At 71.4% G+C, this 12,806-nt stretch carries 12 protein-coding genes; 7 read left to right on the forward strand and 5 right to left on the reverse strand.

The window, feature by feature from the left end:
- Positions 1 to 84: 84 nt before the first annotated feature.
- From ACX114_RS27180 to ACX114_RS27190, 3 genes are all read right to left on the reverse strand, one after another.
- Positions 85 to 678 carry a hypothetical protein gene (locus ACX114_RS27180; protein WP_459289190.1) on the reverse strand — a complete coding sequence of 198 codons (594 nt, stop codon included), beginning with the start codon at positions 676 to 678 and terminating at the stop codon, positions 85 to 87.
- The gene (locus ACX114_RS27185) at positions 636 to 3,152 is read right to left on the reverse strand and encodes a serine/threonine-protein kinase (RefSeq protein WP_459289191.1); all 2,517 of its coding nucleotides are present in this window, start codon (positions 3,150 to 3,152) and stop codon (positions 636 to 638) included. Before ACX114_RS27185 ends, ACX114_RS27180 begins: the two co-directional genes overlap by 43 nt.
- Before the next feature lie 216 nt (positions 3,153 to 3,368).
- Entirely contained in the window at positions 3,369 to 4,448 is a 1,080-nt protein-coding gene (locus ACX114_RS27190; RefSeq protein WP_459289193.1) for a hypothetical protein, read from the reverse strand.
- A 159-nt stretch (positions 4,449 to 4,607) separates the two neighbouring features.
- Here ACX114_RS27190 and ACX114_RS27195 point away from each other — a divergent pair, with 159 nt between their 5' ends.
- From ACX114_RS27195 to ACX114_RS27205, 3 genes are read left to right on the forward strand one after another with little or no spacing between them, the layout of a single operon-like run.
- Positions 4,608 to 5,426 carry a glycerophosphodiester phosphodiesterase gene (locus tag ACX114_RS27195; protein ID WP_459289195.1) on the forward strand — a complete coding sequence of 273 codons (819 nt, stop codon included), beginning with the start codon at positions 4,608 to 4,610 and terminating at the stop codon, positions 5,424 to 5,426.
- Positions 5,427 to 5,439: 13 nt separating this feature from the next.
- Positions 5,440 to 6,195 (forward strand): deoxynucleoside kinase, encoded by a 756-nt coding sequence (locus ACX114_RS27200; protein ID WP_459289197.1) that lies wholly within the window; start codon positions 5,440 to 5,442, stop codon positions 6,193 to 6,195.
- Positions 6,196 to 6,229: 34 nt separating this feature from the next.
- The gene (locus ACX114_RS27205) at positions 6,230 to 6,748 is read left to right on the forward strand and encodes an acyl-CoA thioesterase (protein ID WP_223742622.1); all 519 of its coding nucleotides are present in this window, start codon (positions 6,230 to 6,232) and stop codon (positions 6,746 to 6,748) included.
- Positions 6,749 to 6,833: 85 nt separating this feature from the next.
- On the opposite strand, the gene ACX114_RS27210 is transcribed toward ACX114_RS27205, so the two are convergent.
- On the reverse strand, positions 6,834 to 7,217 hold the full coding sequence (locus ACX114_RS27210; RefSeq protein WP_459289199.1) for a HesB/IscA family protein: 384 nt from the start codon (positions 7,215 to 7,217) through the stop codon (positions 6,834 to 6,836).
- Positions 7,218 to 7,318: 101 nt separating this feature from the next.
- Here ACX114_RS27210 and ACX114_RS27215 point away from each other — a divergent pair, with 101 nt between their 5' ends.
- Positions 7,319 to 7,651, forward strand: coding sequence for a rhodanese-like domain-containing protein (locus ACX114_RS27215; protein ID WP_120592508.1), 333 nt, complete (start codon positions 7,319 to 7,321; stop codon positions 7,649 to 7,651).
- On the opposite strand, the gene ACX114_RS27220 is transcribed toward ACX114_RS27215, so the two are convergent.
- Positions 7,648 to 9,870 carry a serine/threonine protein kinase gene (locus ACX114_RS27220; RefSeq protein WP_459289201.1) on the reverse strand — a complete coding sequence of 741 codons (2,223 nt, stop codon included), beginning with the start codon at positions 9,868 to 9,870 and terminating at the stop codon, positions 7,648 to 7,650. The genes ACX114_RS27215 and ACX114_RS27220 overlap by 4 nt on opposite strands.
- 114 nt (positions 9,871 to 9,984) lie before the next feature.
- On the opposite strand from ACX114_RS27220, the gene ACX114_RS27225 reads away from it, so the two are divergent.
- The 3 genes from ACX114_RS27225 to ACX114_RS27235 all read left to right on the forward strand — a co-directional run bounded on the left by ACX114_RS27225 (position 9,985) and on the right by ACX114_RS27235 (position 12,802).
- Positions 9,985 to 10,566, forward strand: coding sequence for a hypothetical protein (locus ACX114_RS27225; RefSeq protein ID WP_459289203.1), 582 nt, complete (start codon positions 9,985 to 9,987; stop codon positions 10,564 to 10,566).
- 225 nt (positions 10,567 to 10,791) lie between these two features.
- Complete coding sequence (locus ACX114_RS27230) at positions 10,792 to 12,069, forward strand: hypothetical protein (RefSeq protein WP_459289205.1); 1,278 nt, start codon at positions 10,792 to 10,794, stop codon at positions 12,067 to 12,069.
- A 13-nt stretch (positions 12,070 to 12,082) separates the two neighbouring features.
- Entirely contained in the window at positions 12,083 to 12,802 is a 720-nt protein-coding gene (locus ACX114_RS27235) for a VTC domain-containing protein (RefSeq protein WP_459289207.1), read from the forward strand.
- Positions 12,803 to 12,806 lie beyond the last annotated feature (4 nt).

Below are 12,806 nucleotides of genomic sequence, written 5' to 3' on the forward strand. Positions count from 1 at the left end.
CGACTTAAGGGCACTCAAGCTTACCCGGTCCTACGTGTCCTCCGGGGGGTGCGGATGCCGCATACGCGTAAGTCGCCGTGCCAATTAGCGCCGCCTGCGGCATGGGACCCGGAGCGTCTGGAGTTCCCCGGTTACAGGTCGGACGTTGTAGGTCTCAATGCCCCGAGGTGCACGTCTTCCCGGGCAGGTGTACTGGACGCGAAGCGGGCCGGGAGCCAGGGCGACCACCTGGTTGATGGGCAGCTTTCCGCCCCCCGGCCGGCCGAGCACGGTGCGCACCGGGGCCTCGAAGCGGACCTCCACGGTGGCGGGGGGTGGGGGTTTGGCCGGGGCCGCCGTCTCCACGGCTGTCGGGGTCGCGGCTTCAGTGCCCGCCGCGGCCACCGCGATCCCTGCGTCCGGCGGGCTCGCGGCGGTGTCCGCGAGGGCGGGTTCAACAGGCTGCTGCCGCGCGGCGGTGTCCGCGAGCGTGGGTTCAGCGGGCTTCGTCGGCGCGGCTTCGGCCGGAACCGCGGCGGGTGGCGTGGGCGCCTTCACGGGGGCCGTTCCCTGGGGACCGGGCCGCGCCGGGCCTCCCGCCGGAGACCCCTTCATGGGCGCGGGCGGGGCCTGCGCTTCCGGACTGAAGAGGCCCATCATCCACGCGAGCCCCAGGCAGAGCACGGCCACGAGCACCACGCCCGCAGCCACCAGGATGGCGCGCGAGCGCCGGGGCGACCGGGAGGCGTCGAGCGTGTCGGGCCCCTCGTCGTCGTAGTCCTCGTCCTCGTCGACGGGCGCGCGCACGGCCGCCGGGGCGGCGGCCTTCGTGGCGCCTGGAACCCGATGGTGGACTCGTCATCGTCCGGGTCTCCGGTCGTGACGGGCGTCGGGTCCGTGAGGCTCACCCCGGAGGGTCCCGGGTCGGTGTTGAAGCGTTCGTCGTCCTCGGGCGAAGGACGCGGCGGCGGACGGATGTTGCGAGCCCCCGGGTTTCCAGGCGGCGCGGAGCGGTTCGCATCGCTGGACGCCGAGGCGCCCCGTCGCGGGCCCGGAGGCTGCGACACGCGTCCGTCGTCGCCCATACGGCGAGGGCCGGAGGGCAGCGGATCAGACCGGCCATCATCCCCCATGCGCCGGGGACCGGAGGACAAAGGCTCGGACCGGCCGTCATCGCCCATGCGCCGGGGACCGGAGGACAAAGGCTCGGAGCGGCCGTCGTCACCCGTGCGACGAGAACCGGAGGACAGCGGATCAGACCGGCCATCGTCGCCCATGCGCCGGGGGCCGGAGGACAGCGGCTCGGAGCGGCCGTCGTCACCCGTGCGGCGGGGACCGGAGGACAGCGGATCAGATCGGCCATCGTCGCCCATGCGCCGGGGGCCGGAGGACAGCGGCTCGGAGCGGCCGTCGTTGGCGGACGCCGTGCCCGGCCGGCGCGGGCCAGGGGGCGGCGTCGCGGCGCGGCCCTCCGGCGAGCGACGCGCCGTGGGCGCGAACGGATCATCCCCGGCACCTGCTCCGCGAGGCATGGCCACGCCAGTCGACGGACGCCTCGAACGGTCTCCCCCGCCCCGCTCTCCCGAGCCGGAGCGCGCGGTGGCCTCCGAAGGGCCGCGCCGCGCGGGTGCGGGCGTGGGCGCGACGGGCCGGGGACGGCGCGCGCGCAGCGGCACGGTGGAGTCGCCCTCGTCGTCCTCCTCCTGCGCCTCCTCCTCGTCCCAGGCCTCCGCCTCGAACACGGGCTCCAGGTGGCGGCGCGGCGCGGGAGCGCCGGGCATCGTCCCGACCGCGGTGGACTCGCCATCATCGTCGTCGTCGTCGTGGCCCGAGGGCAGGTCGCGCGGCCGCGCCATCTGCGTCTCCGGCTCCCCTTCTTCCGCGTCCCAGGCACGCAGCGCCGCGGACTCCGCTGTGGGCCTGCGCGCCGGAGGCCGGGACACCAGCCCCACGGGCGTCAGCGCCGAGGGCCCCCGGGGGGGCGACGCCGTCCCGCCCAACGGCAGCGTGCGTGCGCCCGTGTCCTCGTCGAGCGGAGACGTGCGCGACGACGTGTCCTCCACGTCCGACAGGGGCAGCGTGCGCGCCGCGGTGTCCTCCGCGTCGGCCAGGGGCAGCGTGCGCGCGGCGGTGTCCTCCGGCAGGTCCGGCACCGGAGGCGGCAGCGGCGTGCGCAGGGACGGCAGCGGCAGGGTGGCCTCGTGCCGGCCCGCGCGCTTCGCCGGGGGGATGTGGAGCACCGTGCGCTCCTCCTTCGCCCCCAGCAGCCGCGCGATGTACCCCACCACGTCCAGGCTCTGCTTGAGCACGCCGGACGCGAGGAACGCCTGCAGGTCGTCGCGGACTTCGGAAGCGCGCTGGTAGCGCAGGGTGCGGTCCTTCACCAGGCACCGCATCACGATGCGCGACAGCGCCTCCGGGTAGTCCGGGCGCACCAGGTGCGGCGGCGGCGGCTCCTCGTAGCGGATGGCGTAGAGGATGCCTTCCGTGGTGGGTCGGTGGAACGGCTGCTTGCCGGTGGTGATTTCGTAGAGCATCACCCCCAGCGCGTAGATGTCCGCCCGGTGGTCCAACCGCTCCTGGAGAATCTGCTCGGGAGAGAGGTAGAGGAACTTCCCCTTGATGACGCCCGGCTTGCTGCGCTCCATGAACGCGCCGGCCTTGGCGATGCCGAAGTCGACGAGCTTCACGCGCCCGTCGTAGGAGATCATCACGTTCTGCGGAGAGACGTCCCGGTGGATCAGCTCCAGCGGGCGCCCATCCACGCCGCGGCTGAAGTGCGCATGGTCCAGGCCCGCTGCGATGGCCGCGCAGATCTTCGCCGCGACGCCGTACGGCATGGACGCGCCGAACTTGAACTCCTCCGCGAGCACGCGGCGCAGGTCCACGCCCTCCACGTACTCCATGCAGATGAAGATGTTGTCGCCCTCGATCCCCAGTTCGTGCACCTGCACGATGTTGGGGTGATGGAGCTGGGCGGCGATGCGCGCCTCGTCCAGGAACATCTGGACGAACTCCGGCTCCTCGGAGAGGTACGGGAGGATCCGCTTGATGACCACCAGCGTGGGGTCCGGCGGCTTGTGCGCCAGGAACAGCTCCGCCATCCCGCCCAGCGCGAGGCGCTTGATGAGCAGGTATCTGCCGAACGGGGTGGCCGTCTGGGGCGAGCTCAAGGACGTGGAAGGTGCGGGCCGCGGGTGGAACTTTGAAGCGTGTCCGGAGCCTACCTGCATTCCCGCCCCGGGGGGAGCCGTCCGACCCGCCCGGCGCCGGACTCTAGGCAGGCCCGGCCGGGCACGCGAACTTTCAGGCCCCGGCCCCTGAAACACGACCGCCCCCCAGGGCACGAAGGCCCTGGGAGGCGGACGGGGAAAGCGTCAGGCGGAAGGCTACGGGAAGGCCGCGCCGTTCACCTGGCCCGGCAGGTCTTCGCAGCCCTGCGGGATGATGGTGTAGGTGTAGCGCTGGGTGGTGCCCGGCACGCCGCTGTCGGAGCTGTTGTTGCCGCAGCCGGTGATGTCGGAGCTGCCGTTCTCGCAGGGCGCGAAGGTGTAGGTGTCCCAGACGCCGGTGATGCCGTTGGGGAAGGTCACCGCGCCGCCATCCAGGGCCTCCTTCTGGAAGTCGCAGCCGGCGAACGTGCCGCCGTCGCTGAAGGTCCGGGAGCGGGTCTTGTCGTGGTAGACGAGGATGCCGCCGGTGACCTCGAAGCCGTAGTAGATGGTGCCCGCGTCCTCATTGTCCAGGCGCTGGAACTGCACGGGCTGCGGGTTGGTCAGCTCGAGCGGACCCGCCAGGTGCACGCGCGTGCCCAGGTAGGACGCGGTGTTCTGGGCCGCCGCGAGCGACGCCGTCAGGTCGTCCACCGTCACCTCGTTGACCGGGGGCAGGCCCGCCGTCCCCGCGTCGACGTTCTTGGGCGTGATGGCGAGCGGCACCGCCGGCGAGCGCTGGTTGGCCAGGTGGTGGCGGCGGCCGGTGAACGGCTCGTAGTTCGGCTCCGTGCCGAAGTAGCCCTCGATGTCCACGGTGTCGCCGATCTGCGGGTGATACGCGTCCGGCGTGTCCGTGTAGAACTTGTGGATGAAGAGGCCCTCCTTCGGGGCCGCCGGATCCGTCACCCAGAAGTACGAGCGCCACGAGCCGTTGCCCTGGTCGCTGAGCTTCTCGTAGTGGACGCCGGAGACGACCACGTTGCGCAGCGTCGCCTTGGTGCCGAACGACAGCTTGCGCGTCGCGGCGATCTGGTTGGCCGTGCCCGCGTCCGTGCCGGCATCCGTCCCCGCGTCGCTGCCCGCGTCGGTGTTCGTGCCCGCGTCAGAGCCCGCGTCGGTGCTGCAGACGCCCGTGCAGCCGGCGTCGGGGGTGGGAGTGGGGTTGTCGTCGTCACGACCGCCACAGCCGGCCGCGGTGGCCATCGCCGCGGCAGCCAGGAGGGCCGCAGCGCCCAGCTTCGTGCGCAGTTCCATTTGAAATTCTCCGGGAGGTGAAGGGCGCCGAGGTGGTTGAAGTCCGACGCCGGTCGGGCTGAGGATTCGGGCCCTTATACCGGTGGGTCAGTAGGGCCGGCAAGGAACGGACCGAGGCCCTGTCCGTGACATCGTCGTCAATTCAGGAATAGGTGGATCATGCTGCCGCGCGACACATTTCTTAATGGGCTGAAGCCCACGCTCCACATCGCGCACCGCGGCGGAGCGCTGCTCGCGCCGGAGAACACGCTGGAGGCCTTCCAGCGCGCCGTCCACACGCACCGCACGGACATGCTGGAACTGGACGTGCACCTGTCGCGCGATGGCGAGGTCATCGTCGCGCACGACGACACGCTGGAGCGCTGCACCGACGGGGAAGGTCCACTCGCGGCGCTGACGCTGGCGGAGCTGCGCAAGCTGGACGCGGGCCACCGCTTCACGCCGGACGAGGGCCGCACCTTCCCCTTCCGGGGCCAGGGCGTGCGCCTGCCCACGCTGCGCGAGGTGCTGCGCGCCTTCCCTGCCCTGCGCCTCAACGTGGAGCTCAAGCCGGACGTGCCGGGCGCGGAGGCCGTGCTCGCCCGCCTGCTGACCGAGGAGGTGGCCCTGGGCCGCGTCTGCCTGGGCAGCGAGCAGGACGTCATCGCGGAGCGGCTGTACGAAGAACTGCCCGACGCGTGCCACTTCTACCCGCGCGACGCGCTGGCCGCGTTCGTCCTGGCGCTCAAGGCGGGCGAGGCGCCGCCGGAGGACGCGCGCTTCAGCGTGCTCGACATGCCGCTGTACTTCGGCGAGGTGCGGCTGGTGGACGACGTGCTGCTCAAGGCCGCGGCCGACCGCGGCAAGTGGATCAACGTGTGGACGGTGGATGATCCGGCGGAGATGGACCGGCTGATCCAGGAGCGCATCGGCGGCATCATGACCGACCGGCCGGACCTGCTCCGCCAGCGAATGGACGCCTCTGGAAAGCCGGGTTAAGCCTTCGGGCTCCATGCCCCGCTCCACCGCCCGCGCGCGTCCGGCGACGTCCCGCACCGAGCCGCCCTCGACCAAGGCGCCGCCCCCGGCCGACGCCGAAACGAAGCCTGCTCGCAACACCCTCAAGCTCAAGGTGAAGGTGCCGCGCGCCAAGCGCTTCGTGGCGCTCGCGGGCAACATCGGCGCGGGCAAGACGACGGCCGCGAAGCTCATCAGCCAGGGCTTCGGCTTCGAGCTCTTCGACGAGCCCGTCATCGACAACCGCTTCCTGCGGGACTACTACGGCGACATGACGCGGTGGTCGTTCACGCTGCAGCTGGAGTTCCTCATCCGGCGCGTGGAGCACCACGAGCTCATCCACTCCGTCCGCAAGAGCTGCGTGCAGGACCGCACGCTCTACGAAGACCCGGAGATCTTCGCCAAGTACCTGCATGGCCTGGGGCACATGACGAACGCGGAGCTGGACCTGTACTACGAGTACTTCCAGCGGCTGTCGCGCCACATCGTGCGGCCGGACAAGGTCATCTGCTTCGACGTGCCGTCGGAGGAGGTGCTGCTCCAGCGCATCCGCACGCGCGGACGCGCGGAGGAGAAGGGTATCGGGCGGCCCTTCCTCAAGGGACTCAACGGCTACTACGCGGGCTTCCCCCAGGTGCTCCAGGAGAAGTACGGCGTGGAGTGCCTGGTGGTGGACGTCTCCAAGTCGGACATCCGCAAGGGCGTGGGCCGCGAGGAGTTCATGGACCGCGTCTCCGCATTCCTGGCCTGACGCGGCGCTGTTTCGTGGCACGCTCGGTCGCGCCATGCACGACCTCAGCCCCAAGAGCCCGCGCGACTCCGAAGTGGTGATGACGCAGCTCATCCTCCCTCCGGACGCCAACAACCTGAACGCCGCGTTCGGCGGGAAGGTGATGCAGTGGATCGACATCTGCGGCGCCGTGGCCGCCCAGCGCCACTGCCGTCAGGTCGTGGTGACGGCGTCCATGGACGACCTGCACTTCCACGCCCCCATCCGCGTGGGCTGGATTGCCCTCCTGCACGCGCGCGTGCTCGCGGCGTTCCGCACCTCCCTGGAGGTGGGCGTCACCGTGCACGCGGAGAACCCGCTCACCGGTGAGCGGCACCTCACCACCAGCGCGCTGCTGACGTTCGTGGCGCAGGGCCAGGACGGCAAGGGCGTGCCCGTGCCGCCGCTGCTCCTGGAGTCGGACGCGGAGCGCCAGGCCTTCCAGGAGGCGGAGGCCCGCCGCGCCCAGCGCCGCAACCGAGGCCAGGGCGAGCAGAACTGGATGAAGGTGATGAAGCCCGTGGCCGGCGCCTGAGCGCTGGACGCACGAAGGGCCGGGGGCACGCCTGCCTGGCGTCCCATCCCGGCCCTTCATCCCCCCTGAATCAGCGGACAGCCAATCAGGTGGTGAACGACGTCCCGCAGCCGCAGGACGACTTGGCGTTGGGGTTCTCGAACTTGAAGCCCGCGCCGGTGATGCTGGTGACGTAGTCGATGTGCGTGCCCGTGAGGTACTGGGCGCTCAGCGCGTCGGTGGCGATGGTGACGCCGTCCTGCTCCCACGTCTGGTCGCCGGCCTTCGTCTCCTTCACGAGGTTCAGGTCGTAGCCCAGGCCGCTGCAGCCGGAGGGCACCACGCGGATGGAGAAGAAGTAGCCCTGGAAGCCCTGGGCCTGGATGACCGTCTTCACCTGGGCGATGGCGGCGGCCGTCAGGACGACGGGCGCGGAAGGAGCGGGCTGGGAGGCCGGCGTGGAGCCGGTGACGGCGGTAGAAGTATCCATGTGCTTCAATCTCCTCGTAGACGGCGCCTCATAACGCCCTGGCGCCCGAAAAGCCAAGGGACCTGACGGGCCCCTTCCCGGCTCAACAGAAGATAACCCCCATGCCCATCCCTGAAATCACCCCCGCCGAGCTGGCCCGGCGCCTGGCCGGCCCTCCCGAGTCACGCCCCGTGCTGGTGGATGTGCGCTTCCCGCACGAGCACGAGTGGGTGGCCCTGCCCGGCTCGGTGCTGATGCCCCTGCCGGAGCTGGAGGACTTCCACGAGCAGTTGGAGTCCTTCCGGGGCCGCCCCGTGGTCGTCTACTGCCACCACGGGGTGCGCAGCCTGGACGGCGCCGCGTACCTCATCGACCGGGGCCTTCAGGCCGTGTCGCTCCAGGGCGGCATCGACCTGTACTCGCGCACCGTGGACCCTGCCCTGCCGCGCTACTAGAGCGCGGAGGCCAGGTCCAACGGCAGGTCCGTCGTCTCGTCGGCCTTGATGGTGGCCTCGAAGGCGACGGGCTCCTTGAGCTGCTTGCCGCGCAGCTCCAGGCGCTGCTTGCCCTCCATCAGCTTGAGCGTGGTGCCGGCGCTGCCCATCATCTGGTTGTTCCGGTACACCGTCAGGCCCGTGGTCATCCCCTTGGGGGTGATCTTCAGCTTGAGGGTGCCCTCCTTGAAGCTGCGCTCGAAGGTCTTCAGCTCGCCGGGCTGGCCGAACGCGAGCTCCTCCGAGTCCTCCAGGTAGATGCCCTGGGCGTCGTTCTCCAGGATGAGCGTGTCCTGCAGGTGGGCGCCCTGCACGCGCGTGAGCGGCGCGGTGCCCAGCATCGTCACCGGCTCCGGGCTGTTGCAGCGCTCCGTGTGCCGCACGGACACCTTCACCGGCTGGTTGGTGTTCACCGTGAGCCACACGCCCTGCGCGTCCGCGGCCTTGGACGTGAGCGCCAGCATGATGGGCTCGCGGAAGAGCACGCCCATCGCGAGCACGCCCACGACGAGGCCCACCGTCACCAGCGTGCGGACACTGCCGCCCCTGGCCCTCGGCGGCTCCGGGAGCGCGGGGGCGCTGGAGCGCGACGGACGGCGCTCGCCCGAGTCCTCGTCGTCCACCGGCGGGGCCACCGGGCGCGCGCGCGGGGCGTCCACGCGGCTGGAGGTGCGGCGGCGCGGCGGCTCCACCGCGGACTGGCTGGTGCTGGTGCGCCGTCGCGGGGGCGGCGGCGCGGGCGCGGGCTCCGTCTCCGGATCATCCTCCGGGGGCGGCAGGCGCGTGCGCTCGTCGTCCTCCAGCTCCATGCGGTGCACGCCGGAGCGCGACCGCATGGGCGCCTCCGACACCGGCACCGCGCGAGACGCCGTGCGCCGGGGCGGCGGGACGTCCTCCACGGACTGGCTGCGCAGGTCCGAGCGCGAGTTGGTGCGGGCGATCTGCGTCGCGTTCGGGTTGCTGGTGGACGTGCCGCGGCGGACGGCCGGCTCCGACACGCTGGAGCGGCGCCGGGGCTGCGGCTCCACGCCCGTGAGTGACGGCGCGTCGTACTCGTTCGGATCCTCCGCCAGCGCGGGCGACATGCCCGTGGCGCGGCGTGGCGCGGCGCCCGTGCGGGTGGCGTTGCCTCGCGAGCGCTCGCGCGAAGGCGACTCGCCCGGCGGGGCGTCCCAGCTCATGTCCGGGGGCGGCCGGGGCGGCGAGGTGTTGGAGTCCTCGCCCACGGGCACGAACTGGCCCTGCTTGAGCTCCTCGTTCAGGCGATCCGCGAAGAGCGTCTTCATCAGCTCCGAAATCTGTCCGGAGGTGACGAGCCAGCGCTCGTTGACGAGCAGCTCCTCCAACGCCGTCTGGAACTCGCGCGCGTTGTCGTAGCGGTCATCCGCGCTCTTGGCCAGGGCGCGCATCACCACGTGGTCCATGTCCCGGGGCACGTCGGCCACCTCGGACGGGGACGGGATGGCGCACTCCATGGCCGCCTGCAGCGTGGCCAGCTCCGAGTCCTTCTTGAGCGGCCGGTGCCCGGTGAGCATCTCGTACAGCACCAGGCCGATGGCGAAGATGTCCGCGCGCCGGTCCAGGTGCTTGCCCGCGGCCTGCTCGGGCGCCATGTACGCGAACTTGCCCTTGATGGCGCCGGACTTCGTCATCGACGCCTGATCCGCGGCCTTCGCGATGCCGAAGTCCACCAGCTTCACCGAACCATCGAAGCTGATCAGGATGTTCTGCGGGCTGATGTCGCGGTGCACCACGTTGAGCGGCTGGCCACGGTCATCCGTGCGGCTGTGCGCGTAATAGAGGCCCTCGCACGCGGACGCGACGATGCGGATGGCCAGCGGACGGGCGATCCACTGGTTCATCCCGCTGGCCTTGCGCATGACCCGGCCCAGGTCCTCGCCGTGGATGAACTCCATGGCGATGTAATAGGTGCCGTTGGCCTCGCCGAATTCGTAGACCTGCGCGATGTTCGGATGGTTGAAGCGCGCGGCGATCAGCGCCTCGTTCTTGAACATCTCCACGAACTCGCGGTCCTCCGCGAGGTGCGGGAGGATGCGCTTGACGACGAGTTCCTTCTGGAAGCCTTCGATGCCGGTCTGACGCGCAAGCCAGACTTCGGCCATGCCGCCCGTGGCGAGCTTCTTGAGGAGCTGGTATTTCCCGAATGCTTGAGGGTTCATCCCGGGGACTCCCCGGGGGGAGCGGGCTCAGTGAAGGGTGACAGGGCAGCGCATCTTAGGGGACAGCGGTCCATGAGGCAAAGCCGCAGGGACTCCTTGCTGGGGTGGGTCGTCATGACCTGCCTGCTGGCCCTGCATGCCGCCGCGGCCCCCGCGTCGGATCAGATCAAGGTCGAGCGCAAGGGAGAGCTGCTGTCCCTCTCCTGGCGGGACGCGGAGGACCAGCTCAGCGGCGTCCTCACCCCCGCCGTCCCGCGCCCCGGTGAGCCCCTGCGGCTGACCCTGTCGGTGGGAAACCTCCAGGGACCTCCCTTCCAGGGCGCCGTCACGGTCGCCTTCTCCCGGGAGGGCGTGCCGGGCCAGGTGACGCGCACGCTGACGCGCGACGCCGTGGGCTGGAGCACCGAGTTCGTCCCCGACGAGGCCGGCACGTGGGACGTGGACGTGCGCTTCCTCACCACCCGCCCCAAGGCGGCCCACGCGCGCTTCACCGTGAGCGAGCCTCCGGTTCCACCCATGGTCTGGCGCGTCCTGATGGCCATCGCCGGAGGGCTCCTGCTGGTGCGGGTGCTGTACGCCGTCACGCGGCGAGGCGTCACGCCGGAGCACCCCATCCCTCCCCTGCCCCAGGCGCCCCTGGAAGCCCCGCCGGAAGGTGGATCCGCCCCGCCGGCGGACCCGCCCGCTGATCGGTAACACCGCCCTTCTTACAGTCCGGCGTTACAGCCATGCGGGGCCCCGGGAGGGAAAAAGTCTTCCCAGGTTGGGTCCCGTCACGGCCACGTCACGGGGCATCCACCCCGCACGCCGCTTCCGGATGTCCGGCAGTGCACGTCCCTGCCCTGGGCACCGGGGTTGCACAGGGGAGCAGGCGTCGGGTCGTACGGCGTGGGGCATTACCGGGGCGGGGAGACATCGGGCATGGGCGGGACGGGGCTGGAGGAAAAGGGGTGGCGTCGCGGACTGCTCGTCGCGGTCCTCCTGGGCCTGCCGGCGGTCGCGAGCGCGGCGCCGGAACCGGACGAGGACGCGGCGGAGGGAGTGGACCGGCCGCTCGAGGTGTCCGGGGACGACGACGCGGACAGGTCGCGGGACGCGGCAGGTGACGCGCTGGAAGGCGCGGTGGCGCAGGCGATGCCCACGGGCTCGCAGGGGCCCGTCATGGGCTCCCCGGAGCAGGTGGCCGAGCCGAACGCGCCTGTGCCGGACGCGGCGGTGCCGGGCAAGAAGAAGAAGAAGGACACGGGCCCCAAGGCGGACACGCTGGGCGAGGCGCCGGACGAAGCGGACAAGGTGGACGACAAGGGCGGGCCGCAGCAGCGGATCCGCGTGTTCGGCCGCGTGTTCGCGCGTGGCGCCGCGGACGAGCGCCAGAAGTACGAGCGCGACCTGGGCATCGAGTCCGCGCGCGTGGGCGTGGCCGCGTCGCTGTCCAACCTGGAAGCGGAGGTGAGCGCGGATCTCGCCTCCAAGACGATTCTGAAGGACGCGTTCGTGCGGCTGGCGGACGACGGCAAGCGCCTGCGGCTGTACGCGGGCCGCTTCAAGTCGCCCTTCCTGCAGCGCTCGCAGGAGTCGGCGTGGCGGCTGCCCATCCAGGAGCGCGGCCTGGTGGAGGACTACCTCACGGAGACGAACGCCCTGGGCGGCCGGCGCCTGGGCGTGATGGGCGAGATGCGCCTCAAGGAGGCGTGGGGCCTGAAGTTCTCCGCGGGCCTCTTCGAGGGCGGCGAGGACGCGACCGGGAAGCGGCTGAGCGAGGACGGCTCCGCGCGGCTGAGCATCCGCCCGTTCAAGTTCCTCACGCTGGGCACGAGCACGTACCTGACGCAGGTGATTGACGGGACGAAGCAGTACGCGACGGCGGCGGACGCGGAGGTGAGCCTCTGGGGGCTGTCCGTGACGGGCGAGGCGGCGGTGGGCCGGCTGGCGTTGGGGCCGTTCCAGTCGCAGTCGGTGCTGGCCTACTGGACGGTGCCGGTGGGCCGCGAGGGGTGGGCGGTGCAACCGGTGGTGGGGGCGGAGGCGCTGCAATTGCAGGGTGGCATCCAGGCGGAGGGGCATTCGGTGACGGGGGGCTTCAACGTGTTGTTGGCGGATTCGTTCAAGGCGCAGGTCCAGGCGGAGCGTGCGCTCCGGCCGGGGGACGTGGCGCCCGCGCTCGAGCTGTCGGTGCAGCTCGCCACCCGCTTCCGTTGAGGAGACTCCTGGGATGATCTCGTTCGCTGAAGGCGAAGTGACGAAGCTGCGGCGTGAGTTCAAGCGCGTGCTGGAGGCCCCGGACGCCAAGGTGGTGTGCGCGAGGCTGTCGCAGGAGCTGGGGGGCTACCTGCCGCCGCCCACGCGCATCGTGTCGGTGTACTTCGACAAGCCGGGCCATCCGCTGGCCCAGCGCGCGGTGCTCACGCCGGACGACTGCCTCAAGGTGAGGACGAAGGAGTACTCGCCGGACGTGGGCGCGGCGGGCCGCGAGCGCGTGGTGCTGGAGGTGAAGCGCGAGCACCGCGGGCTCACCCAGAAGCGGCGCGTCTGGGTCCCGCGCGCGGAGCTGGGCCGGGCCATCAAGGGCGGCGTGAGCCTGTTGCCGCTCATCGCGGGGGGCAGCCTGTCGCCGGTGCTGGCGGTGACGTACCGGCGGCACGTGTACCAGGTGTCGCAGGAGTGGCGCGTGACGGTGGACCGGGACATCGGCTTCCACGCCGTGTCGCCGGAGCTGGCCCTGTCGCCGGTGGCGCTGACGGTGGAGCGGCTGGGGCTGCCCGTGTGGGAGGACTCGCGGGTGGTGGTGGAGGTGAAGCACCTCGGGGCGGCGCTGCCCGAGTGGCTGGCGGCCCTCAATCCGGGCGGCGCGTCGGCGTACAGCAAGTTCGCGGAGGGCATGGCGCGGGTGCATGCCTTCACATCAGGTGGCGTTGGGGTCGTAGGGGGTTAGGGCA

Source organism: Corallococcus sp. M7 (assembly GCF_054512695.1).